Genomic DNA, 22,767 nt, shown 5'->3' with positions numbered 1-22,767 from the left:
TTTGCGATATCTTGTCCGGATTTAGTTAAATTTAACATCGACTTTCTTAGCCTTACACCTGCTTGGAGTACAATTTATATAACGTTTTAGGTATAAGCCCGGAAGCCTCTCTTAAAGAGGTGAAAGTGGCCTACAAGCGGCTCGCGCTCAAGTACCATCCGGACCGCAATCCGGGGAACGCGCGTGCCGAGGAGCTGTTTAAACTCGTGAACAGTGCCTACCAAACGTTGTCGAACCCCAACAAGCGGGCCCGCTATGACATGCGCCTGCAGTTCCAGCGCCAGCAGCAGCGTGCGGTGGTGAAATATGAGGATCCGCGTTTTGCCCGGACACGGCAGCCAGCAGGTGTGTCGGAGCGCCATTACCGAAATATCAGGCGCGACGACAACAAGTTCTCCCGCAAAGACTGGTACATTACGTTTGGTTTTGTGGCCGGGCTGCTGTTCTTTAGTCTGCTGCTGAAGGTAGCCATGGATCATATTACGGGCGAAGACAAGTATAAAACAGCCTTAACCTACATAGAAGACGGCAAGTACAGCAGTGCGCACAGCCTGCTGTCGGATGCAATAGATTTCATGCCAGAGAACGCTGCCGCTTACGAGGCAAGGGCTAAAATAGAGCTGAATGTGTTCGACAACTACTCCTCTGCTCTGCGTGACTTAAACAGGGTAATTGCATTGCGGGAGCGGCCATCGGCGCAGGTGTTCTACATGCGCGGGCGCAGCTACCAGCAGCTGAAGAAATATGAGCAGGCAGAAGAGGATTTAACGAGGGCAATAGCGTTGAACGACACACTTTGGAGCGCACACCTGGCACGGGGAGAGGTGCGGCTGTTTTACCTGAACAAGTATGCGCCGGCCATTGCCGATCTGTCCCTATACCTGCATAACAGCAGCAACAAAGCGGATGTAGTGGCGGCACTGACTTACCGTGGCTTTGGATACTACAAACTGGGAGCGTATGATATGTCGGAGCAGGACTACCGTAGGGCTCTGGCCAGGGATAAAGGAAACGGCCGCGTTTATTACCTGTTGGGGCGCACAGAGATAGAGCAGCAGTCTGACTCAGCGTGTGTGCATCTTTATCAGGCTTACCAGCTGGGTTATTCGGCAGCACTGCTGGAACTGGAGGCCAATTGCCAGAACTAATTCAACTGCAATAACTTCTTCTGTATTTTGGGGCTGTTCCAGTCTAGGGCTCCTAAATAGACAGCCTCCACATCGCCATCCGGAGAAAGTAGATAAGTCATAGGGTACACGGTCAGCGACTGCTCTGCAAGTGGCGTGTTGGCCTTAATAAAGCTGAAGCTATAGTTGTAGCGGTTTCTGAACTTCCTGAGTTTGTCCACAGCTTCGTCTGAAACAGTAAGAAGAGCCAGTTTATCAGGGTGCTGCTGTTGCAGTTTGTCCATGGTAGGCATTTCCTGAATACACGGCTTGCACCAGGTGGCCCACACATTTACCAGCAATACTTTGTCTTCATAATCTTTCAGTGAAACAGCTTTCCCTTGCAGGTCTGTTAGCTGCAGCGCTTTCCAGTCAACGTTTTGTGGCACCAGTTTGTGCAGCATCGTTAAGGAGAAAACTGCAATGATGCCCGCAACCATAAAGCCTGTTGCATAGGCCATCCAAAATATCCTTCTTCTGCTCATGCCAGGTCTAAAGTTGAATTTTCATGAAAAAGAAAAAATAAAGCAGGGTGAGCACGAGCACCGTGCCGATACCCGCAGCCATGCCAGCAAAAATAGCGCTCCATCTAAGTTTATCCATCTCGTTCTTGTTTCTGGTATAACCTGAAATAAACTGAGAAAATTCAATCTAAACCCGTGGCTCAACCAGCGTTAGAAGCACGTAATCTGTGTATTTTATCTATACACTCTGTTTTAATAACAAATTTTTGTGATTTAAGTACTAAATAGAAGAAAAGATGGTTATTCAGCATATAAGTAAAAGCCGATGGCTGAAACTGCACTTTCCCATGGCGGTATGCGCTTTATGATGTGCAGTCATAGAAGTCAATAAAATGTAATTACGTTTTTTAGCTGGCGTCGTGAAGCTTAAAAAAATAACTTATTCAACAAATAGAAGAAAGGAAACTAAACGATGGAGAACGATTCAAACGGTATTCGCAGTGAAATCGAGCGGGCTAACCAGAAGTTCATGGAGACCTTCCGTAGCGGAGATGCTGCGGGCATGGCAGCACTTTATACTGAAAATGGAATGGTGCTGCCTCCAAATGATGGCTTTATAGAAGGCCGCGAGCATATCCAGAGGTTCTGGCAAAGTGTGATGGACAAGGGAGTTAAGTCAGTAGAACTTCGGATACGGGAGGTGGAGCAACTCGGCGATACCGCGTACGAGGTAAGCCGCGCCACTCTTGCACTCGAGAATGGACAGGTGATAGACCAGTCGAAGTATGTGGTTGTCTGGAAGCGCCAAAACGGAGAATGGAAATTGCACCGCGACATCTTTAACAGTAACCTGAAAGCAGAGGGGTAAGCTTTCACGGCTTGCTGGTATGTTGCCTGCATGTTTTGGCTGATGCTTAAGAAAGTACTCGCCTAAGCTGGTTCTTGTATGAACCACACCTGCACGTATAGGGAAGAACGATGCATTCCGCTGCATCAACTATCCATATCGATGCTATAACTTGCTTTCAATTTTATATAGTTCTGGATAGCAGCATATCCTTCTTGTGTATTCACCTCTTAAAGGACCTTTAAGCTGGCCTTTCACTTTCTGCTAACCAGCACTTTCAATAAAACACAACTGCGCCTGCATGGTATCAGCGTAGCGTTGCTTCGGCTGTACGGGTAATATTTTGTCTTCATGTGAGGCGCCCAGAGCTACAGGTAACTTTTCTTGTATGAACAGGTTTATATGCTACTGTGTGGGCAAAGCAGGGAGAATACGCCTTGTGCAGCTTTAGGCAACTAGAGGGTTAGAGGTTGCTTTCCTAAAAGGCACTTGTTCCTTTCAGGAAAGCAAAAAACCCATGCCATTTCTGACAGGGGTTTTCGTGGTGATGAGTGGAATCGAACCACCGACACAAGGATTTTCAGTCCTTTGCTCTACCGACTGAGCTACATCACCAGCTCTAGTTGTGCCCCCTTGTTCCGTAAGGGTATGCAAAAGTAGTAAGGAACTTTTAAGTAGCAAATATTCTGGCGAAAAATATTTTAAAAATGCATCCAGCGTACATTATTCTCAGTATTTGCTATCTTTAGATATAAATTAGTATGTATAACGAATAGTTTGCCGTGATAGGAATAGAGAATATTATCTTTTTGATTGTGGCTGCCATTGGCATAGGTCTGTTTATCTGGCAGATCCAAAAAATCCGCAAAAACGTGTTGATGGGGCGGGATGTAACGCTAAATGACAACCCTTCGGAGCGTATCAATAAGACCTTGCTGGTAGCCTTCGGGCAGCAGAAAATGTTTAAGCGCATGCTGCCTGCTGTGCTGCACCTGTTTGTATATGTGGGCTTTATAGTAATCAATATAGAAGTACTGGAGATTCTGATTGATGGTATTTTCGGCACGCACCGTGTACTTGGTTTTGTGGGGCCACTTTACAGCGGCCTGATGGCCCTGAATGAGATTCTGGCGGCGCTCGTAATCATTGCCTGCGTTATGTTCCTGTGGCGGCGTAATGTAACAAAGGTGCCCCGCCTTTGGAATGGTGTAGAACTACGTGCATGGCCAAAAATAGACGCGAACATCATTCTGGTGACGGAGATTGTGCTGATGTTCGCGCTGTTTGTCTTCAACACGGCAGACATGAAGCGCGTGCAACTGACAGGTGGCGAAGTGGTAGGCTACTACCCCGTCAGCCAGCTCTTTGTCGGGCTGCTCGGAAACGACCCGGAACAGCTTTATGTGATTGCAAAAGTAGGTTGGTGGTTCCATATCTTGGGTATTCTGGCGTTCATGAACTACCTGCCAAGTTCCAAGCACTTCCACATCATCATGGCTTTCCCGAACGTGTACTACTCCAACCTGAAGCCGAAGGGAACATTTTCCACAAACCCGGCTATCACGCATGAAATCAAGGCAATGCTGGACCCGGGCTACCAGCCGCCGGCCCCGGAGGTGGATGCAGAAGGCAACCCGATTATCCAGCGCTTCGGAGCCAAGGATGTGGAAGACCTGACGTGGAAGCAGTTGATGGATTCCTACACCTGCACCGAGTGCGGCCGCTGCACCTCTGTTTGCCCGGCTAACATAACAGGTAAGCTGCTTTCCCCGCGCAAGATTGTAATGGATACCCGCGACAGGATGGAGGAAAAGGGAGAGCATCCGGCAATCTTTGCACCAAACCACTACAAAGAATTAGGCGAAGAGCGGGTTGACGTGACAGATGAGAAAACGCTGTTGCGCGGCTATATCACACCAGAGGAACTCTGGGCCTGCACTACCTGCAACGCCTGCGTGGAGTCCTGCCCGGTAAACATCGACCAGCTGTCCGTTATCATGGACCTGCGCCGTTACCTGGTGCTGGAAGAGTCTGCTGCGCCGGCTTCGCTCAATACCATGTTCACCAACATCGAAAACAACGGCGCCCCTTGGGCTTTCTCTGCTGCAGACCGCTTTAACTGGGCGGAAGAGATTTATGTGCCGAGCAGAAACTAAATGGCTGTATTGCTAAATGGTTAAATTGTTAAGTCCTGTAAAATACTAAAACAGCCATTTAACAATTTAACTATATAACCATTGAACAATCAGCAATAAACAATCAACAACAAACCAAGCAGCGGCGGCTGCAAAAAGTAGATAGATTTCCCTTCAGATGGAAGATAACAAGAGATTAGTGAAAGTGCCTACCATGGCTGAGATGGCTGCAAGTGGCGAAGAGCCGGAAATCCTGTTTTGGGTGGGCTGTGCAGGTTCTTTTGACGACCGTTATAAAAGAGTAACACGTTCCTTTGTACAGATTCTGGAGCATGTAGGTATAAAATACGCTGTGCTGGGTACAGAAGAAAGCTGCACCGGCGATCCTGCCAAACGTGCCGGCAATGAGTTTCTGTTCCAGATGCAGGCAATTACCAACATCGAAGTGCTGAACGGCTATAACGTGAAGAAAATCGTGACGGCCTGTCCGCATTGCTTTAACACCATCAAAAACGAGTACCCAAACCTGGGTGGTAACTATGAGGTTATTCACCACTCTACGTTCCTGCAGCAGTTGATTAACGAAGGCAAGGTACATGTAAAGGGGGGAGAGCCTTTTAAAGGACGCCGCATTACGTACCACGACTCCTGCTACCTGGGCCGCGCCAACGATATTTACGAGGCGCCGCGCGAGGTACTAGCGGCCCTGGACGCAGACCTGGTAGAAATGAAGCGCGTACGTGCAAACGGCCTCTGCTGTGGTGCCGGGGGAGCTCAGATGTGGAAAGAACCGGAGCCAGGCAGGAAAGACGTGAATATAGAGAGAACAGAAGAGGCACTGGCTACTTTAGGTACTGCCGGAAACAGTGTAATTGCCACAGCCTGTCCTTTCTGTATGGTCATGATGAACGATGGCGTAAAGAACAAGGATCAGGAAGAAAACGTACAAGTTTTCGACATTGCCGAACTGATTGCACAGGCAGAAGGGCTTAGTAAATAATTGATGATTGTGAATCGTTAATTGTTTAACATTTGAACTATTAAATTGCTGCTAATATTTCAACCATTAAACAATGCAGCCATTTAACCATCAAGCATTTTAGCAATCATCAAACAACAATCATCAATAAAAATGTACATTCCGTTTAACGAACTGCCACCACATGCGCGCCTTTGGATTTACCAGGCTAACAGGCCCTTAACGGAGGCGGAGCAGGATAAAATAAAACCGATGCTGCAGCGTTTTGCAGAGGAGTGGAGCAGTCATGGGACTGGCCTTCAGGCTTCTGCTGAGCTGCTCCACGGCCAGTTTCTAGCGCTGGCCAATAACGAAACCGCTGCCGCTGCCAGTGGTTGCTCCATAGATAAATCAGTGAACTTTGTGCGGGAACTGGAGCAGCAGCTTCAGGTTTCCTTTTTCGACCGTACCCGGCTGGCGTTCCTGAAAGAGGGGGAGGTAGAACTGGTGAGTATGCAGGAGTTGAAAAACAAGGTAGCGGCTGGCGAGATTAGCAAGAATACATTATACTTTGATACACTAGTAAATAATTACGGAGAGCTACAGGAATCCTGGCCACGGCATGCCGGCAACAGCTGGCTTTCCCGCTATTTCTGATCCGGCAAAACCCTAACCATACTTTGTTCATGCATCAAATGCTGAAATTAAAATCCATAGCGCATCAACTCAGATTCACCGGTATGTTGTTGCTACTCATGCTGGTACTTGGCGGCTGCGGCGCAAGCCAGTACCTTAGCAAAGGCGACAAACGTTTTGAGCAGGAGCAGTTTGAGCGTGCCATAGAATTCTATAAGCAGGCGCTGGCAAACACCAACAACCCTGGAGAGGTAAATTATAAAATAGCGGAGGCTTACCGCCTGTCTAACCGCATAGCAGAAGCAATGCCCTATTACAAGGCAGCGCTCGATGGTAATTTCCGCAGAGAGGATGCCTATTACTATTATGGCCTTGCCCTGAAAGCGAACGGGCAGTATGAGGAGGCGCTGCGACAGCTACAGGACTATGTGCGCGTAGGCACCAGCCCGCAGCTAAAGGCGCTGGCAGCCCGTGAGGTAGAAACACTTGGCACCCTCAGCAACATTTTACGCCTGACCTCGCCTTACAAAGTTGCTAACTTGGAGGCCCTAAACACGGAAGCATCAGAGTTTGCGCCTTATGTACTGAACAATGAGTTGGTATTCTCCTCCACACGTGGCCCTGGAAAGGAATACATGGGCAACGGAGAAGGCTTCCTGAATCTTTATGCCACTACGCTAACAGATTCTGCCGCTGAAATGGGCGGTGCTGTGCGTCCGTACGAAAACATCAACGCAGAGGGAATTCATGATGCCTTGGCCACCTTCACGAATGAGGGACGCACCATGATATTTGCCCGTGGCAATGAAGGCACAAAGAAAGGTCGCCAGAACGTGGACCTGTTTATTTCTAACTTCCGCTCCGGCGCCTGGACAGATCCACAGCTGCTCAGCATCAACGACCCACAGGCTTGGGATTCTTCCCCAGCTTTCTCCCCAGACGGCAAAACACTATATTTCTCCTCAAGCCGCAGGGGTGGCTTGGGCGGAAACGATATCTATAAAACAACCCTTGACGATAATGGTCGCTTCTCAAAGCCGGAGAACCTCGGGCCGGATATCAACACGGCAGGTAACGAAAGCTTTGTGTCTGTAGGGCCGGATGGTACGTTGTATGTTGCTTCTGATGGGTTGCCGGGTTTAGGTAACCTGGATCTTTTCCGCATTGAGAAGGGGAAGCCGGTGAACATGGGGCCACCCATCAACTCGCCAGGCGATGATTTCGGTATCTACATCGGGATGGGCAACATGGGCTTCTTCTCCTCTAACCGTGAGGGCGGCAAAGGAGGCGATGACCTGTACCGTTTTGTGAAGAGCGGCCGCAAGCAGGTTAACTTCTTTGTAGATGGCACACTATACCAGCAGACTGAGGGCACTGGCCAGCGAACGGCAGTACCAAACAGCACAGTAGTGCTGCAGGATGCAAGCGGTCAGAGGTTGCGCACTGCAACAACGGATGCGAACGGGCAGTTTACGTTCGTCCTGGATTCTGCCTCCACCTATTCATTGGTAGCGGAGAAGCCTGGTTTCTTTACAGCCCGTGAGCAGATAACCACAGTAGGGAAAATACCTCCGCAGGATGAACTAACAGAGGAAAATAACGAAGTACGGTTGACAGCTACCCTGGTGCTGAACGAAATAGTGCGGGAGAAGGCGATTGTGCTGGAGAACATTTTCTACGACTACGATAAAGCGAACATTCGCCCGGATGCAGCAGAAGAATTAAACAAACTGGTGCAGATACTGAATGATAATCCAGGTATTTCTATTGAGTTGAGCTCTCACACGGATGCCCGTGGTAGCGATGCTTATAACTTGGACCTGTCGCAGCGTCGTGCCGAATCTGCTGTGGAGTATATTATTACGCAGGGCATTGACCGCTCGCGCATCACAGCCAGAGGTTATGGTGAAAACCGCCTTGTGGTGCCGAACGCCACTACAGAGGAAGAACACCAGCGTAACCGGCGTACCGAATTCAAAGTGGTACGTATACAAGAGTAATCAGTGTAGCGCTACAAACGAGCAGCATGAGGGTAGCCTCATGCTGCTCGTTTTATTTAAATCGAAGCTTCTGTTTTTTGAATTTATACTTTCCGCTGCCGCTAATCTAAAAGCCTTTCTTAAATTTGTAAAAACTACCCTGAGCTATGGAAAACAGATATCTACGCCGTGGCGTTTCTGCCTCTAAAGAAGATGTGCACAACGCCATCAGGAATATCGACAAAGGACTTTTCCCGAAAGCATTCTGCAAGATTATCCCCGATATACTGTCCGGTGACCCGGAGTACTGCGCCATCATGCATGCCGATGGTGCGGGCACAAAGTCGTCGCTGGCCTACATGTACTGGAAAGAAACCGGTGACCTGAGCGTGTGGAAAGGTATTGCTCAGGATGCCGTGGTGATGAACACTGACGACCTGCTATGTGTGGGCGCTACAGATAATATCCTGCTGTCCTCTACCATTGGAAGAAATAAAAACCTGATACCGGGTGAGGTGATTGCAGCCATTATCAACGGTACAGAAGAAGTACTGCAAATGCTCCGCGACAATGGCGTTGGCATCTACAGCACTGGTGGCGAGACGGCCGACGTGGGTGACTTGGTGCGCACCATCATAGTAGATAGCACGGTGACGGCCCGCATGCGGCGCGATGAGGTGATCTCAAACCATACTATTCAGCCCGGAGACGTGATTGTGGGGTTTGCCTCTTATGGGCAGGCAACTTACGAGGACGAGTACAACGGGGGTATGGGCAGCAACGGCCTAACCTCTGCCCGGCACGATGTGTTCCATAAGTACCTCTCTGCCTCATACCCTGAAAGCTATGACCCGGAACTGCCGGTAGACCTGGTATATTCCGGCAACTACAGGCTGACAGACGTGAACAAAGAGACAGGCCTGGAAATGGGTAAACTGGTACTGTCTCCGACACGCACCTATGCACCTATTGTGATGGAGATACTGAAGGAGCACCGCCAGCACATACATGGCATGGTGCACTGCAGTGGCGGTGCGCAAACCAAGGTGCTGCACTTCACTGAGAAGGTGCATGTTGTGAAAGATAACATGTTCCCGGTGCCGCCGCTGTTCCGCATTATTCAGGAGCAGAGCCGTACTGACTGGAAAGAGATGTACAAGGTCTTTAATATGGGCCATCGCCTGGAGATTTACCTGCCGGAGCAGTATGCGCAGGATTTGATTGCTATTTCAAAATCTTTTGGCGTAGAGGCGAAGGTTATTGGCCGGGTAAGGAAAAGCGACAGCAATGAGCTTACCATTCGCAGCAGGTATGGCGAGTTCCATTACGAAGGGTAAAAGCGAGCAAGATAAATTCGATAGCCACAGGTGCACAGCCTGTGGCTATTTTTTTGTGAGGCACATCGCGGGTGGAACGTCCTAACATATCGGAGGAGTAAAATTAGGGGATAGTAATATTCTGGCACAAAACTTGGTTTATCGAAAGTATAAGCTAAAATCTATACTTCCAATGAAAAGAATTCTGCTTCCGCTCCTGCTTGTACTACTGGTCATGCCGGTGATTGCACAAGCTTCTGTTCTTACTTTCAGCGCCGAAAGAGGTGAAGTATTTTATATCAAGCTAAACGGCAAAACAATAAACCATACGCCCACTAATTTTGTGCGCATCAATCACCTGCAACCAGGCAAGCATTATGTGGAGGTAAGGGTCAGGAGCAGACACGGCGTGTACCAGGCTGGGCAAAGGGTACTGGTGCCAAATGGGGTAGAGGCCAACTATGGCGTGCGCACCAGAGGCCGTAAAGCTTACCTGCGCCTTATAAGAGAAATAAGGGTAGTGCCGCCTCCCGTAGTCGTGACCCCTGTACCGCCCCTGCCTCGCTACGATGACCGCTACGAAGAGCGATATGATGGCTATGACCGCGACGACCGGCGGGAACCGCAACAACCACGCTACGACGACTACAATAACAACTGCCGCAGTCTGCTGACGGCACAGGAACTGGACCGGGTGATACAGGCCATGAGCAGCCGTGATTATGAGAGCACTAAGTTGAGCATTGCCAGGGAAGCGGTGCGGAGCGGTAGTGTTTTAGCAGAAGACCTGAAGCGCCTGTTGCAGCAATTTGAATATGAAAGCTCGCAGGTAGAGTTTGCTAAGTTCGCCTATGATTACCTCTGTGACAGAGAACACTTCTATTACATCTACGATGTCTTCCGCTTCGACAGCAGCGTGCAGGAACTGGAGCGCTATAGCAGTGGCCGTAGGTGATTTTAAAATAAAAGAATTAGAAAGTTGAAAGCCGCTCCCGGACATTGTATCTGGCAGCGGCTTTTAACTTTCTAACTCTTAACTTCCTAACTTCCTAACTTCCTAACTTATCGAAGTCTGTCTACCGACCTTACCAGGTCTTCATCCCGCTTGATGAAGCGGTTTGCCAGGGCATTGAATAGCAGTGCGAATACGGGCATAAAGAACCCGGCATGGTAGGAGCCATTGCCGTCAGCCTCTACCATTTCAGCACCAACATAAGTAGAATAGTAAAAGGTAGTACCCAGCAAAGCGGCCAGAAGAAGCGTGTTCAGCAAGCCCAGTTTCATTTGGTTAAGGCGGCTCCTGAACTGGAAAATCTCGTAAGTAGCAATCATTGCTGCTGCAATAGCCAGTAAGCCAATGCCGATGGTACCTTGCTGAGGAAGCGTTCCTGCCCCGGTAGGGTCACCTTCCTCATTCAGAATAACTGATTTGAGGTTCCAGGCAGTTAGCACAACAGTTTCTCCTGTGATGGCATCTGTCTTGGACCAAAGCGGCAGAAACAACATCGACACCACAGCCACGATAAGCAGTAACAGAAATACGGTTTGAATTCTTTGTATCATAAAGGTTTTTTTTACTCGTAAAGAGATGCAAAATTAGACAAAGACCTGTAAAACAAAAATTAGATGCGCAATGCGTATACGCTTAGGCTACCAACCCACCGGGAGGAAAGGTATTTCGGCAGCTTCAGTTAAACAGACCTACAGCATTTCACGTGAAACGCAGGGATATGCCCAGGAACTCGCAGCGTGCACAGTTGCTGGGAGTGTCTGCTGTACAAGTGCGGTAAGCCTGATGCGCCAGCCTTCAGAATTTTATACCTTTGCCGCATGCGTTATTTTTTAGAGATAGCCTACGACGGCACCCGGTTCCACGGCTGGCAGGTACAGCCCAACGCGCTGTCGGTGCAGGAGGTGCTGGACGATTGCCTGAGCAAGGTGCTGCGACAGCCTATAAGCTCTACCGGGAGCGGCCGTACTGATACAGGCGTACATGCGAGCCAGCAGTTCGTGCATTTCGATGTGGAGGAGGAACTGGATACACAGCAGTCCGTGTACCGCTTCAACCGCTTGCTGCCAGCCGATGTGGTGGCGAAGCAACTGTACCTTGTGCCAGACGATGCCCATGCCCGCTTTGATGCCTTTGCCCGCACATATCACTACCATATCTCCCTTGTAAGGAATCCCTTTAAACGCCTTTACGCCTACCATCACAGCCGCCCGCTGGATGTGGAGAAGATGAGCGAAGCTGCCGCAGTGCTTTTGAAGTATGAAGACTTTACCACCTTCAGTAAAGTAAAAGGCGACACCAAACACTACCGCTGTGATATGTATGAAGCCGTGTGGCGGCAGCAAGGGGAGGAGTTGGTGTTCACCATTCGCGCCAACCGCTTTCTGCGCGGCATGGTGCGCCTCATCGTCGGCACGCTGGTGGATGTAGGCCGCGGCAAATTAACGGTGGCGCAGTTCGAGCAGGTAGTGGCAAGCCAGGACAGACGCCAGTCGAGCGGAGCAGCACCGGCAGAGGGTTTGTATCTGGCAAAGGTGGAGTATCCGGAGACAATTAACCTCACCCCAGCCCTCTCCTAAAAACAGGAGCGGGAGTTCTGTTCTCCGAGCGACTGCTCAAAAGACCTCGAAGCGTGCGCAGCTCCTGCGAGTGTCTTAGTCAAGCCTTCGGAATACTTTGAGGATAGAAAAGGGAAGCACAATCACCGAATCAACTTTCACGTTAGTATAGCGGTACCATTTGAAGCCGTACTGCGTAAATCCTGTACATCATACAAATCCTGAAAATCCTGCTCCAAAACCATTAACTTTACAGACGGTTAAAAGAAGGCATGGCTTCGGCTGCGCCTTCTCATCCCTAACCTATAGCGACTTTAAACTACTTTGGAAGATAAACAGAAAAACAGTGGTATAGTATTAGACTCTGATGTGCTGAAGCGGCTGTTCAAGTTTGTGACGCCTTACCTGAGGACCTTTTACTTTATCATTTTCTTAACTTTTGCCTCCGCTATCCTGGCCGCGGTACGTCCTTTCCTGATTCAGTATACCGTAGATAATGATATCCTGAACAACGATTGGGAAGGACTGAACCGCATGTTCGTGATACTCGGCGTGCTGTTGGTGGTGCATGCCATTGTGCAGTACCTGCATACCTATTTCGCCGGCTGGTTGGGGCAAAACGTAGTGCGCGATATACGCATCAAGTTGTATCGCCACATCCTGAACCTGCGCCTGAAGTTCTTCGACAGAACCCCAATCGGTACGCTGGTGACACGCAATGTCTCGGATGTGGAGACACTCTCGGATGTATTCAGTGAGGGGCTGGCAGCCATGATTGGTGACATTCTGCAACTGGTGTTCATCGTGGGCTTTATGTTTTACATTGATTGGGAACTGACGCTGGTGAGCCTTTCAACCTTCCCGATCATGATCATCAGCACCTACATCTTTAAAGAGAAGATAAAAGGCACCTTTCAGGAGGTACGTACGGCGGTGGCAAAGCTGAATTCTTTTGTTCAGGAGCACATCACCGGCATGAGTATCGTGCAGATCTTCAATAATGAGGAGCGCGAGATGGATAAGTTCAAAGAGATAAACAAAGAGCACACCCGCGCCAACATCCGCTCTGTACTGTACTATTCTGTCTACTTTCCGGTGGCGGAAATTATTGGTGCGGCTGGTCTGGGCCTGCTGGTGTGGTATGGTGCCCACGGCGTAATTGAAGACGAAACCTCGCTGGGTACGCTGATGGCCTTTATCCTCTATATCCAGATGTTCTTCCGACCAATCCGCATGATTGCTGACCGTTTTAATACCCTGCAACTGGGTGTGGTGAGTACAGAACGCCTCATGCGCCTGCTCGACAGCAAAGAGATGATTCCGGATAACGGGAGTTATGCACCAGAAAAAATACGCGGCAATGTGACATTCCAGAATGTATGGTTTGCTTATAAAGAGGAAGATTGGGTGCTACGCGATTTAACGTTTGAGGTAAAAGCCGGGCAGACCGTCGCTTTTGTGGGTGCCACCGGTGCAGGTAAAACATCGGTTATTAACCTGCTGAACCGTTTCTACGAAATCAACAAAGGACACATTATTATAGACGGACACGACCTGCAGGAGTATGATTTGAGCGTGCTGCGCCACCATATTGGCGTAGTGCTGCAGGATGTGTTCCTGTTCTCCGGCTCTATTGCTGATAACATTACGCTGGGGAATAAAACTATTACGGAGGAGCAGATCTGGGAGGCCGCAGATTTAGTGGGAGCACGTAAATTTATTGAGCGCCTGCCGGGAGGACTGCACTACCAGGTAATGGAACGCGGAGCCACTTTGTCGGTGGGGCAGCGGCAGCTAATCTCCTTTGTGCGGGCGATGGTATACAGCCCTGAGGTCATTATCTTGGACGAAGCCACTTCCAGCGTGGACTCAGAAACAGAGGAGCTGATTCAGTACGCTATCGACCAACTGATGCATGGCCGTACTTCTATTGTTATCGCGCACCGTTTGTCTACTATTCAGAAAGCAGATAAGATAATTGTGCTGGACAAGGGAGAACTGAAAGAGGTGGGCACGCACGAAGAACTGCTGGAACTGAACGGCTACTATGCACAATTGCACAAGATGCAGTACAAGAACATGATCGACTTATGAAAATATTCTTCTATATAATGGCCGGTTTCGGCATTATCATGCTGGTGCTGTACACGTACATTGGCGGCTTCACGGCTCCGGAGGTTGTTGTAATCACCTCTGAAACAAAGTATGTGGCAGGGCAGCCTTATGAAGGCTCCATAGAAGATGCGGCTTTGAGCAAAGCTTTTCAGCGGGCGGCTGAGGTACTGGAGAAGAAGGAACTGGAGGGCATGCTGGGCAGTATCTACTACAACGATCCGGATAAAAGCGGCGACAGTCTAAAAGCTTTTATTGGCATCATAGTGCCGGATACGAATAACATCACTTTGCCTGCAGGGTATGAACTGCGCACGGTGCCGGGAGGAAGAAAAGTAGTACATGCCGAGGTAACCGCCAACGTAATAGTGGCTCCAAAGAAACTGTACGCCGCTGTTTTTGATTATGCCGAGGAAGAAAACCTGAAGTTGGAGGATTTCTATGTGGAGTGGTTCCCACAAGAGGACATAGGGGTAGTAGAGGTGCCAGTGAGGAAGTAATGTTTGACCTCACAAATAAGGGAAAAGTATATCTTTGATAAACGCAGTAACCGTAACATCAATACGTCGGGCAACAACAGCAAAATATACTTTGGGCAAAAAAGCAGAAGCTAAAAAAGAACAGATACTGCAGTCAGCGAAAGCAGTGTTTGGCAGGTTGGGCTACAGCAAAGCCACGCTAGACGATATTGCCGAGTCTATCGGCATGAAAAAGCCATCCCTGTACTACTACTATGAAAGTAAGGAGCTGCTGTTTATCGAGGCTTTTTCGCAGGAGTGGCGGGAGAGCCTGTCGCGCATCAAGCGTATTGCCGACCAGGAACCAAACCCGCACGATCGCCTGCTGCTCTACATCCGGTCATCGTTGCGCTATTACCAAGAGATTGTGACGCAACACACTATTTCTATCCGCGTGCTGATTGAAACGCGTGTTACCTTTCAGGAGCTGTTCCGGGAGTCGAGGGGCAAAGAATCCAATTACTATGCCTCCGTTATAAAAGAAGGTATCAGTAATGGCGTATTTCTGCCGTGTGAGGCAGAACGGGTAGGCTACTCTATAATGGTCATAAAGGACCTGATCCAGTTTGAAGAATTCCAGCGAGCCGACTTCCACAAACTTCCTTTCATCGACTTTGAGAAAATCGAGCGGGATGTGCTGTTTACTATCTGCCTCATGCTTAATGGAATCAGCAGGGAAAAGTATGTTGATTGCTGAATAGTTAAGAAGGAGGTTGTGAAGGTCCTTCCTGTATTATGATTCAGCAATCAACAGTTGACATCAACAGCCAACACTTAATGTGTGGCCTTGTACTCGTCTAGTTTTGCTTTTAATGCCTCTACATCGGCATGGTGCCCTTTAGCTACCTCTGCGGCATCTAACTCGAGCAGCATATCTTTCATCTGACCCAGGTAAGCAGCCCTGTCTTTTTTTAGACATCCTTTCTGGCCGTCTTTGCAGGTGCCATCTTCGCTCATCGGTTTAAACATGCTGCCCTCGCCGTAAATGAGCCACTGGGGGTTCAGGTCTTCAAAATGTTTTACAATGGCCACCAACTCATCCAAAGCGTAGTTCTGACCGCATATGATGTTAGAAAGGGTTGTTTCGTCGCTGCCAGTCATAGATTTCAACTGCTCCATTTCCAGCTCTTTCAGATTGGTGTAAAACCGGAATCTCTTACCGATTTGTTGTAAGTCAACAGCCATATGTAAAGGGGTTTTAGGTTATTTTAAACTTGCTATACGTGCATATAACAGAATCTGTCCCAAAAAAATCCCTCAAAATGCTTTCCGTTGCCTATGCTGCTTCTGCAAGGGTAAACGGCAGTAAATAAATGGCAAAGCTATTCTGTGTCCTCCGACTGCAGCTGGCGCTCATACAGTACTTTATACAGGCCTTCCTCGTTTATCAGTTCCTCATGCGAACCGTGCTGCACTATTTCCCCGTCTTCCATCACTAGAATACTATCTGCCAGCTTTACCGACGATACCCTGTGCGAGATGATGATGCTGGTGCGGTTGTGCATGATGCGGCGCAGGCTATTGAGAATGGCGTTTTCCGTTTTTGTATCTACCGCTGAGAGGGAGTCGTCGAGGATGAGGATGCTTGGCTCGCGCACCAGGGCCCGCGCAATAGATACACGCTGCTTCTGCCCTCCTGATAGTGTTATGCCGCGTTCTCCCAGCTTCGTTTCGAACTTATCCGGAAAGCGCACGATGTTCTCATACACATCAGCATCTTTGGTAGACTGTACCATCTGCTCTTCTGTGATCTCCGGCAGGCCAAAGCCAATGTTGTTGCTGATGGTATCAGAAAACAGGAAAACATCCTGCGGCACATAGCCAAACTGGCTCCGGAGGCTTTTGATGTTGTAGTCTCGCACATCTATGCCGTCAATCAGAATGCGGCCAGCGGTTACATCGTACATGCGCGGCAGCAGGTTTGCTATGGTGCTTTTCCCGGAGCCAGTGTTACCGATAATAGCCAGGGTCTCGCCATGGTCTATGCTGAATGACACCCGCTTCAGCGCGTGAATATTGGTATCTGGGTAAATGAAGTCTACATTCTCAAACACAATATCGCCCTTAATCGGCTTGCTGATGTTCTTGCGCGATACAATATCATTCTTGGTATCGAGGAACTCGTTAATGCGCTGCTGCGATGCCGCCGCCCGCTGCACCAGGCTGGCTGTCCAGCCCAGGGAGGTAACCGGCCACGTGAGCATGTTCACGTAAATGATGAACTCCGCGATGTTACCTGTAGTAATACTGCCGTTGATAACTTCCTGCCCACCAATATATACCGTAATAATCGTGCTGAGGCCCACCAGGAACAGCACCAACGGGAAAAACAGCGAATTCACAAAGTTCAGCTCCAGCGATTTGTCCCGGTACTTGTTGCTGGCGGTGGTGAAGTTATTATGCGAATCCTCCTCGCGCACAAAAGACTTCAGTACCCGGATACCGGAGAAAGCCTCCTGCACAAAAGTAGTGATGCCGGAAAGGCTTTTCTGTATTTCGTCTGATTTGCGCTGGATAATGTTGTTGACGTAGTAAATGCTGATGGCCAGGATAGGCAGCGGAATGAGCGTGTATACGGTCAGCTTCACGTTCACAGACAACATATACGGAATCACCATGATGAACAGGATAACCAGGTTAACCCCATACATAATGGCAGGGCCAAGGTACATCCGCACGCGGCTCACATCCTCCGAGATGCGCGACATCAGGTCACCGGTATTGTTTTTGCGGTAGAAGCTGAGCGGAAGGCTCTGGTAGTGCGCGTAGATGTCGTTCTTCAGGTCGTTCTCGATCAGGCGGCTCATTACAATAATGGTTTGCCGCACAAAAAACAGGAACACCCCACGCAGCAAAGCCATCACCAGTATAATGATGCCGTACATGAGAATGCTGTTAGCGAAAATATCATATACCAGTTCCTGCTGGTCCAGCCCCTCATACAACCCGTACAGGTTAATGCCCTCCCGTATAAGGTTAAAGGCATGGCGAACCACCTGGGCAGGTAAAATCTGGAAAAAGTTAGAAACAATGGTAAATACAATGCCCAGAATGAGCCTGTATTTATACTTGAGTAGATATTTATTGAGGTAACGTAATGATTTCACAGTATAGATTTGAAGCCTTAGGGCTTTTACGTAGTCTTACAAAGTACTAATTGAAATACAAAAAAAAGAATTAATTTCGCAGCGCGAAGAGGGGGTGGGGTATCTGGTGCCTCATACGCAAAGATAAAACAACCTGTAATCTTATCTTACTAAATGGTCGCATCAAAAGAAGTTAAGTTGAGGAAAGATAAATCGGTCTTTGACCTGGTTTCAGAACACAATCATGAGAAGGTTGTTTTTTGCCACGACAAAGATACTGGTTTAAAGGCCATTATTTGCATACACAACACGGTACTGGGGCCCGCTTTGGGCGGTACGCGCATGTGGTCTTACACTTCTGAGGCGGAGGCGCTGGAAGATGTGCTACGCCTTTCGAGAGGTATGACATACAAGGCGGCTATCTCCGGCCTTAACCTGGGCGGAGGAAAAGCTGTGATCATCGGGGATGCCAAGAAAGATAAGAATGAGGCCCTGCTTCGCAAGTTCGGCCGCTTTATTAAGAACCTGAACGGCTGTTACATTACCGCCGAGGATGTGGGCATGACCACAAAGGACATGGAGTACATCCGGATGGAGACAGAGCACGTGTCTGGTTTGCCTGAGTCTATGGGTGGCAGCGGCGACCCTTCTCCGGTATCGGCCTATGGTACCTATATGGGTATGAAAGCTGCTGCCAAGAAAGCTTTCGGCTCAGACTCACTCGAAGGCAGGAAAGTTTCTGTGCAGGGTGCCGGCCACGTAGGCGCCTACCTTATAGAACTGCTGAAGAAAGAGAACGCCGAGATCTACGTTACAGATATCTATGAAGACCGCCTGCGGGAAGTCTCAAAGAAATTTGGTGCCAAGGTGGTAGGCATGGAGGAAATCTATGACCTTGATGTAGACATTTACTCGCCCTGCGGCCTGGGCGGTACCATCAACGACAATACCATTGATCGCCTGAGGTGCAAGGTTATTGCCGGCTGCGCAAACAACCAGCTGCGAGATGAGCAGGTGCACGGGTCTGCTTTGATGACGAAAGGCATCGTGTACGCGCCTGACTTCCTAATCAACGCAGGCGGCCTGATAAATGTGTATTCGGAGCTGATAGGCTATAACCGCGACAATGCCTATGCACAGACAGAGCGCATTTATGGGTATACCCTGGATATCTTTGACCTGGCCGAGAAAGAAGGAATGCACACCCAGCAGGCAGCCATGAAAATGGCAGAAAAGCGCATCGAGAGCATTGGCAGGGTCCGCTCCACTTTCTAAGAGAAAGCTGCGCCTGTTGCAGAGAAGTAATAGAACCTGAAGTGCTGCCACATCAGCAGCGCTTTTCTTTGTACAGGATCCTGGTTTAACCGGAACTATAGCGGGCTTTCTTTTCTTTAGAAGAAAGCCGTTAAATAAAATTGCCGGGCCGTGACAGCCTGTTTTTAATAGAGATTTTTACCCAATATACGTTCTTTCAAATATGCTTAACCGCAGAACACTACGAATTAAGGCGATGCAGGCTATATATGCCTATAAACAAGCTGTAGGTTCCGATTATCTTCTGGCCTTGGACCAGATAGGCGAGGACTTTGCTCCGGACCTGAACTCCATGGAGGTACAAGACAGAAAGCTGCTGGAAGGCAGAAAGCAGATTGCCATCCTGCTCTTTAAAGAATGGTATGAGACACAGCAATTCGAGACAGAGGAGTCGGACAAGGAGACGATTGATGCGGTAAACAGAGCTATTGTATATTACCAGAACCTCCTTAAAAAGGACTACACGTATTACGGAAACCAAATGCTGAGTGCAGTGGAGCGTATTTACGACCACTACCTGGGCACACTGCAGATACTGGAGGTGCTAGTAAGCCTGATAGAGGAGGAGGAAGAAAAGAAAGCACAGCGCTTTACGGCTGCAACTGGCCCTGATGTAAAGAAGTTTCTGCAGAACCGCGTGGTGCAGCGCCTGCTCCAGAATAAGTCGTACCAGCAGCACATCATCCGTCGCAACATCAGCTGGGGTTCGGATATCAGCGAAATTAGGACTGTTTACAAGAACATTCTGAAGCAGGATGAGGCGTTTCTGAACTACCTGGCACTGCCGGAACCGACCCTTGAAGACGACCTGGAGGTAGTGAAACATATTTTCAAAAACATTATCTTTAAAGAAAAAAACTTACAATCTTTGTTTGAAGAGCAGGATCTGAACTGGGTTGAGAACAAAGCAATTGTAAAGAGTCTTGTAAATAAAACCATCAAGATTTTCGGCGAAGAGGCAGAAGGAGAAGTGCAGTTACTGGACCTGTCAGCCAACTGGGAAGACGACAAAGCCTTTTTTGAGGACCTGTATTTCCAGACCGTGCAGGAGGAGGACAAGTATGAGGCCATGATCTCCGAAAGCGTGAAGAATTGGGATGTGGAGCGTGTGGCAATGCTGGACAAGATCATTCTGAAGATGGCACTTTGCGAGATGCACATTTTCCGCAGCATACCGGTTAAAGTAACCATCAATGAGTACATCGAAATTTCAAAGCTGTACAGCACACCGAAGAGCAAGCAGTTTATCAACGGGGTGCTGGACAAGATGGCACAGGAACTGACCACAAGTGGTGAGATCCGTAAATCAGGCCGTGGCTTAATTGATAATAAATAGCGCAATCAGGGCAAGAGTGACCTCTGCACCGGAATTGCCGTAAGTAAAGGAGAATTCGTCCCTGACGTTAAAAAGCATATACAAACTATGAGTAAAAAGACAACCGTATTAGTGGCTTTCACATCGGGTGCGGCCGTAGGTGCCGTGGCTGGCATCCTTTTTGCCCCTGAGAAAGGAAGAGAAACCCGCTACTGGCTAAGCTACCGCTTAGAGAAATACCGCGACACTTTGGCTGACCTGACGCAACAGCTGATGGCTAAAACTGACAACCTGCCAACCAACGCCAAGTCAGAAGGGCAGCGGGTAATACAGGACGCGAAAGACAAAGCTGAGAAATTACTTGGAGATGTGGATTCCCTTATCAACGAGATCAACAGCCGGAAAGAACTATAAAGCATGAAGCAAATAACCCTTATACCCGGAGACGGGATAGGCCCTGAAATTACAGAAGCTGTAAAAGCTATTTTTGAAGCTGCCAACGTGCCCGTAACCTGGGATGAAGAAAACGCCGGGCAGACAACTTTTGATGCTATCGGTGAATTGATTCCATCCACGCTGATAGCCTCTCTCAAAAAAAACAAAGTAGCTTTAAAAGGACCTATCACCACACCGGTGGGCAAAGGCTTTAAAAGCGTGAATGTGCAGCTACGCCAGATGTTCGAACTATACTCGAACGTAAGGCCTGCCAAAACCACTCCGGGCGTAAACACACGCTTCGAGAACGTGAATTCTGTGCTGTTCCGTGAAAACACGGAAGGCCTTTACTCTGGCCTAGAGATATTTGATGAGCGCCTGCAGATAGCGGACTCTATTTCCCGCGTTACCCGCGAAGGCTGCGTAAAAATTGTGCGTGCCGCATTTGAGTATGCCACCCGCCATGGGTGCAAGCGCGTGACAGCGGTGCACAAGGCAAACATCCTGAAGCACGCAGGTGCCTTGTTTCTGAGCGTGTTCAGAGAAATCGCGAAGGATTATCCAAATCTGCAGGCTGACGATATCATTATCGACAACATGTGCATGCAACTGGTCGTGAAGCCGGAGCAGTTTGATGTGATAGTTACCACTAACCTGTTCGGTGATATTCTGTCAGACCTTTGCGCTGGCCTGGTAGGTGGGCTTGGTGTAGTGGCCGGTGCCAACATAGGCGATGAGATGGCTATCTTTGAGGCAGTACACGGATCAGCTCCTGATATTGCTGGCAAGGGAATTGCTAATCCTACAGCGTTACTGCGCTCTGCCATTATGATGCTGCACCACATCGACCTGAAAGACGAGGCAAACCGGATTGAAGCGGCGCTGGAGGCAACTTTAGTCAACAAAGAGGAATGCACCGGTGACCTGGGCGGTAAAGCGAACACTATGCAGTTTGCGCAGAACATCATCGCAAAACTATAATTACAGAACCCATTACTTTATTTATATGAAAAAGAGCCTGATTTTAGCAGCAAGTTTAGCTGTAGCTGTTTTCACAACGAGCTGCGATAACTCCGCAGGAAACGACACAGTAACAAATAATGAGGCTACAGCTTCACAAGCTGTAGTGCAGTCTCAGCCAGTAGAAAACCCTAACATTGCCACAGAGGGCGAGGTTGCAGCAGCGCCGTCAGAGAATGCGCCGGTAATGAGCTTTGAGCAAACCGAGTATGACTTCGGTACGGTAAAGCAGGGCGAGGTGGTAAACCATACGTTTGAGTTCACAAATACCGGCAGCACGCCGCTCATCATCGAGAATGCCTCCGCAACATGCGGTTGCACCGTGCCAGACTGGACACGTGAACCAGTGGCGCCAGGTAAAAAAGGGCAGATTGCGGTTCAGTTTAACACCACTGGTAAAATGGGGCAGCAAAACCCTACTGTAACAGTGCGTGCCAACACACAGCCGGATATTGTAAAAGTATCCATGAAAGGTAACGTAGAGACCAGCAGCATACCGACTGCCGGTGCCGACGGACCTGTACGCCGCAACTAAGCTTAGCACCGCTCTCCAGGAGCACACACACGTTTATATGAAAAATGTATTATTGCAGGCACCAGATGCGGGCATGCTGCCACAGCTGCTCATGTTTGGTGCGATTATTCTTGTTTTCTATTTCTTCATGATCAGGCCACAGCAGAAAAAAGCCAGTGACCAGAAGAAGTTTCGTGAAGAGCTTACCAAAGGCATGTATGTGGTGACAATTGGTGGCATGCACGGCAAATTGGTAGCAATAGAAGGCGAAACAGTAACGATAGAGGTAGACAGAGGTGTACGCTTACTATTTGATAAAGCTTCTGTTTCGATGGAAGCTACCATGAAGATGCAAAAACCTAAAGACATTGCCGGTTGAGAAAG

The 22,767-nt window shown here is 48.9% G+C and carries 22 protein-coding genes and 1 tRNA gene; 18 read left to right on the top strand and 5 right to left on the bottom strand.

The features are described from left to right. Positions 1 to 62: 62 nt before the first annotated feature. Positions 63 to 1,148: a DnaJ domain-containing protein gene (locus tag ACFS7Z_RS05345; RefSeq protein WP_377482008.1), complete on the top strand. Its 1,086-nt coding sequence runs from the start codon at positions 63 to 65 to the stop codon at positions 1,146 to 1,148. Here the strand turns inward: ACFS7Z_RS05345 and ACFS7Z_RS05340 are convergent. Continuing rightward, positions 1,145 to 1,651, bottom strand: coding sequence for a TlpA family protein disulfide reductase (locus ACFS7Z_RS05340; RefSeq protein ID WP_377482005.1), 507 nt, complete (start codon positions 1,649 to 1,651; stop codon positions 1,145 to 1,147). The two genes, ACFS7Z_RS05345 and ACFS7Z_RS05340, sit on opposite strands and share 4 nt — an antisense overlap. Positions 1,652 to 2,102: 451 nt before the next feature. Between ACFS7Z_RS05340 and ACFS7Z_RS05335 the strand changes: the two genes are divergently transcribed. Next, positions 2,103 to 2,498 carry a YybH family protein gene (locus ACFS7Z_RS05335; protein WP_377482002.1) on the top strand — a complete coding sequence of 132 codons (396 nt, stop codon included), beginning with the start codon at positions 2,103 to 2,105 and terminating at the stop codon, positions 2,496 to 2,498. Positions 2,499 to 3,019: 521 nt separating this feature from the next. On the opposite strand, the gene ACFS7Z_RS05330 is transcribed toward ACFS7Z_RS05335, so the two are convergent. Continuing rightward, positions 3,020 to 3,092: transfer RNA gene (locus ACFS7Z_RS05330), tRNA-Phe, on the bottom strand. A 167-nt stretch (positions 3,093 to 3,259) separates the two neighbouring features. Here ACFS7Z_RS05330 and ACFS7Z_RS05325 point away from each other — a divergent pair. From ACFS7Z_RS05325 to ACFS7Z_RS05300, 6 genes are all read left to right on the top strand, one after another. Continuing rightward, positions 3,260 to 4,633 carry a 4Fe-4S dicluster domain-containing protein gene (locus ACFS7Z_RS05325; protein ID WP_377481999.1) on the top strand — a complete coding sequence of 458 codons (1,374 nt, stop codon included), beginning with the start codon at positions 3,260 to 3,262 and terminating at the stop codon, positions 4,631 to 4,633. Positions 4,634 to 4,826: 193 nt separating this feature from the next. Next, the gene (locus tag ACFS7Z_RS05320; RefSeq protein WP_377482545.1) at positions 4,827 to 5,612 is read left to right on the top strand and encodes a (Fe-S)-binding protein; all 786 of its coding nucleotides are present in this window, start codon (positions 4,827 to 4,829) and stop codon (positions 5,610 to 5,612) included. Positions 5,613 to 5,744: 132 nt separating this feature from the next. Continuing rightward, complete coding sequence (locus ACFS7Z_RS05315) at positions 5,745 to 6,227, top strand: hypothetical protein (RefSeq protein WP_377481996.1); 483 nt, start codon at positions 5,745 to 5,747, stop codon at positions 6,225 to 6,227. A gap of 83 nt (positions 6,228 to 6,310) precedes the next feature. Continuing rightward, a complete protein-coding gene (locus tag ACFS7Z_RS05310) occupies positions 6,311 to 8,206 on the top strand; it encodes an OmpA family protein (protein WP_377481994.1) in 1,896 nt (631 codons plus the stop codon). Between the two features lie 146 nt (positions 8,207 to 8,352). After that, positions 8,353 to 9,522 carry an AIR synthase related protein gene (locus tag ACFS7Z_RS05305; protein ID WP_377481991.1) on the top strand — a complete coding sequence of 390 codons (1,170 nt, stop codon included), beginning with the start codon at positions 8,353 to 8,355 and terminating at the stop codon, positions 9,520 to 9,522. A 172-nt stretch (positions 9,523 to 9,694) separates the two neighbouring features. Next, complete coding sequence (locus tag ACFS7Z_RS05300; protein ID WP_377481988.1) at positions 9,695 to 10,456, top strand: DUF4476 domain-containing protein; 762 nt, start codon at positions 9,695 to 9,697, stop codon at positions 10,454 to 10,456. A gap of 107 nt (positions 10,457 to 10,563) precedes the next feature. On the opposite strand, the gene ACFS7Z_RS05295 is transcribed toward ACFS7Z_RS05300, so the two are convergent. Then, entirely contained in the window at positions 10,564 to 11,064 is a 501-nt protein-coding gene (locus ACFS7Z_RS05295) for a DUF4293 domain-containing protein (RefSeq protein WP_377481985.1), read from the bottom strand. 267 nt (positions 11,065 to 11,331) lie between these two features. On the opposite strand from ACFS7Z_RS05295, the gene truA reads away from it, so the two are divergent. From truA to ACFS7Z_RS05275, 4 genes are all read left to right on the top strand, one after another. After that, positions 11,332 to 12,090, top strand: a complete 759-nt coding sequence (gene truA / locus ACFS7Z_RS05290; protein ID WP_377481982.1) for a tRNA pseudouridine(38-40) synthase TruA — start codon at positions 11,332 to 11,334, stop codon at positions 12,088 to 12,090. A 303-nt stretch (positions 12,091 to 12,393) separates the two neighbouring features. Then, entirely contained in the window at positions 12,394 to 14,163 is a 1,770-nt protein-coding gene (locus ACFS7Z_RS05285) for an ABC transporter ATP-binding protein (RefSeq protein WP_377481978.1), read from the top strand. Beyond that, a complete protein-coding gene (locus tag ACFS7Z_RS05280) occupies positions 14,160 to 14,681 on the top strand; it encodes a GyrI-like domain-containing protein (protein ID WP_377481975.1) in 522 nt (173 codons plus the stop codon). The genes ACFS7Z_RS05285 and ACFS7Z_RS05280 overlap by 4 nt, the downstream gene beginning before the upstream one ends. A gap of 91 nt (positions 14,682 to 14,772) precedes the next feature. Next, the gene (locus ACFS7Z_RS05275; RefSeq protein WP_377481972.1) at positions 14,773 to 15,396 is read left to right on the top strand and encodes a TetR/AcrR family transcriptional regulator; all 624 of its coding nucleotides are present in this window, start codon (positions 14,773 to 14,775) and stop codon (positions 15,394 to 15,396) included. 77 nt (positions 15,397 to 15,473) lie between these two features. On the opposite strand, the gene ACFS7Z_RS05270 is transcribed toward ACFS7Z_RS05275, so the two are convergent. After that, entirely contained in the window at positions 15,474 to 15,884 is a 411-nt protein-coding gene (locus tag ACFS7Z_RS05270) for a hypothetical protein (RefSeq protein WP_377481969.1), read from the bottom strand. A gap of 137 nt (positions 15,885 to 16,021) precedes the next feature. Then, positions 16,022 to 17,806 carry an ABC transporter ATP-binding protein gene (locus tag ACFS7Z_RS05265; RefSeq protein ID WP_377481966.1) on the bottom strand — a complete coding sequence of 595 codons (1,785 nt, stop codon included), beginning with the start codon at positions 17,804 to 17,806 and terminating at the stop codon, positions 16,022 to 16,024. 153 nt (positions 17,807 to 17,959) lie between these two features. On the opposite strand from ACFS7Z_RS05265, the gene ACFS7Z_RS05260 reads away from it, so the two are divergent. From ACFS7Z_RS05260 to yajC, 6 genes are all read left to right on the top strand, one after another. After that, positions 17,960 to 19,060, top strand: coding sequence for a Glu/Leu/Phe/Val family dehydrogenase (locus tag ACFS7Z_RS05260; RefSeq protein ID WP_377481963.1), 1,101 nt, complete (start codon positions 17,960 to 17,962; stop codon positions 19,058 to 19,060). A 235-nt stretch (positions 19,061 to 19,295) separates the two neighbouring features. Then, positions 19,296 to 20,435: a transcription antitermination factor NusB gene (gene nusB / locus ACFS7Z_RS05255; RefSeq protein ID WP_377481960.1), complete on the top strand. Its 1,140-nt coding sequence runs from the start codon at positions 19,296 to 19,298 to the stop codon at positions 20,433 to 20,435. Between the two features lie 87 nt (positions 20,436 to 20,522). After that, complete coding sequence (locus ACFS7Z_RS05250; RefSeq protein WP_377481957.1) at positions 20,523 to 20,828, top strand: YtxH domain-containing protein; 306 nt, start codon at positions 20,523 to 20,525, stop codon at positions 20,826 to 20,828. A gap of 3 nt (positions 20,829 to 20,831) precedes the next feature. Continuing rightward, positions 20,832 to 21,830, top strand: coding sequence for an isocitrate/isopropylmalate dehydrogenase family protein (locus ACFS7Z_RS05245; RefSeq protein ID WP_377481954.1), 999 nt, complete (start codon positions 20,832 to 20,834; stop codon positions 21,828 to 21,830). Positions 21,831 to 21,855: 25 nt separating this feature from the next. After that, positions 21,856 to 22,404, top strand: a complete 549-nt coding sequence (locus ACFS7Z_RS05240) for a DUF1573 domain-containing protein (RefSeq protein ID WP_377481951.1) — start codon at positions 21,856 to 21,858, stop codon at positions 22,402 to 22,404. 37 nt (positions 22,405 to 22,441) lie between these two features. Continuing rightward, entirely contained in the window at positions 22,442 to 22,762 is a 321-nt protein-coding gene (yajC, locus tag ACFS7Z_RS05235; protein ID WP_377481948.1) for a preprotein translocase subunit YajC, read from the top strand. The last annotated feature ends 5 nt before the right edge of the window (positions 22,763 to 22,767 follow it).

The organism is Pontibacter toksunensis (assembly GCF_042686245.1).
Taxonomy (GTDB): domain Bacteria; phylum Bacteroidota; class Bacteroidia; order Cytophagales; family Hymenobacteraceae; genus Pontibacter; species Pontibacter toksunensis.
The sequence above is the reverse complement of the archived record's forward strand: the minus strand, read 5'-3'. Positions and strand labels throughout refer to the sequence as shown.

What these genes read in the sequence shown, in the direction of transcription:
- ACFS7Z_RS05340 (WP_377482005.1), bottom strand. Translation starts at nt 1,651, where the DNA reads ATGAGCAGAAGAAGGATATTTTGGATGGCCTATGCAACAGGCTTTATG.
- ACFS7Z_RS05335 (WP_377482002.1), top strand. Translation starts at nt 2,103, where the DNA reads ATGGAGAACGATTCAAACGGTATTCGCAGTGAAATCGAGCGGGCTAAC.
- ACFS7Z_RS05320 (WP_377482545.1), top strand. Translation starts at nt 4,827, where the DNA reads ATGGCTGAGATGGCTGCAAGTGGCGAAGAGCCGGAAATCCTGTTTTGG.
- ACFS7Z_RS05315 (WP_377481996.1), top strand. Translation starts at nt 5,745, where the DNA reads ATGTACATTCCGTTTAACGAACTGCCACCACATGCGCGCCTTTGGATT.
- ACFS7Z_RS05310 (WP_377481994.1), top strand. Translation starts at nt 6,311, where the DNA reads ATGTTGTTGCTACTCATGCTGGTACTTGGCGGCTGCGGCGCAAGCCAG.
- ACFS7Z_RS05305 (WP_377481991.1), top strand. Translation starts at nt 8,353, where the DNA reads ATGGAAAACAGATATCTACGCCGTGGCGTTTCTGCCTCTAAAGAAGAT.
- ACFS7Z_RS05300 (WP_377481988.1), top strand. Translation starts at nt 9,695, where the DNA reads ATGAAAAGAATTCTGCTTCCGCTCCTGCTTGTACTACTGGTCATGCCG.
- ACFS7Z_RS05295 (WP_377481985.1), bottom strand. Translation starts at nt 11,064, where the DNA reads ATGATACAAAGAATTCAAACCGTATTTCTGTTACTGCTTATCGTGGCT.
- truA (WP_377481982.1), top strand. Translation starts at nt 11,332, where the DNA reads ATGCGTTATTTTTTAGAGATAGCCTACGACGGCACCCGGTTCCACGGC.
- ACFS7Z_RS05280 (WP_377481975.1), top strand. Translation starts at nt 14,160, where the DNA reads ATGAAAATATTCTTCTATATAATGGCCGGTTTCGGCATTATCATGCTG.
- ACFS7Z_RS05270 (WP_377481969.1), bottom strand. Translation starts at nt 15,884, where the DNA reads ATGGCTGTTGACTTACAACAAATCGGTAAGAGATTCCGGTTTTACACC.
- ACFS7Z_RS05260 (WP_377481963.1), top strand. Translation starts at nt 17,960, where the DNA reads ATGGTCGCATCAAAAGAAGTTAAGTTGAGGAAAGATAAATCGGTCTTT.
- nusB (WP_377481960.1), top strand. Translation starts at nt 19,296, where the DNA reads ATGCAGGCTATATATGCCTATAAACAAGCTGTAGGTTCCGATTATCTT.
- ACFS7Z_RS05250 (WP_377481957.1), top strand. Translation starts at nt 20,523, where the DNA reads ATGAGTAAAAAGACAACCGTATTAGTGGCTTTCACATCGGGTGCGGCC.
- ACFS7Z_RS05245 (WP_377481954.1), top strand. Translation starts at nt 20,832, where the DNA reads ATGAAGCAAATAACCCTTATACCCGGAGACGGGATAGGCCCTGAAATT.
- ACFS7Z_RS05240 (WP_377481951.1), top strand. Translation starts at nt 21,856, where the DNA reads ATGAAAAAGAGCCTGATTTTAGCAGCAAGTTTAGCTGTAGCTGTTTTC.
- yajC (WP_377481948.1), top strand. Translation starts at nt 22,442, where the DNA reads ATGAAAAATGTATTATTGCAGGCACCAGATGCGGGCATGCTGCCACAG.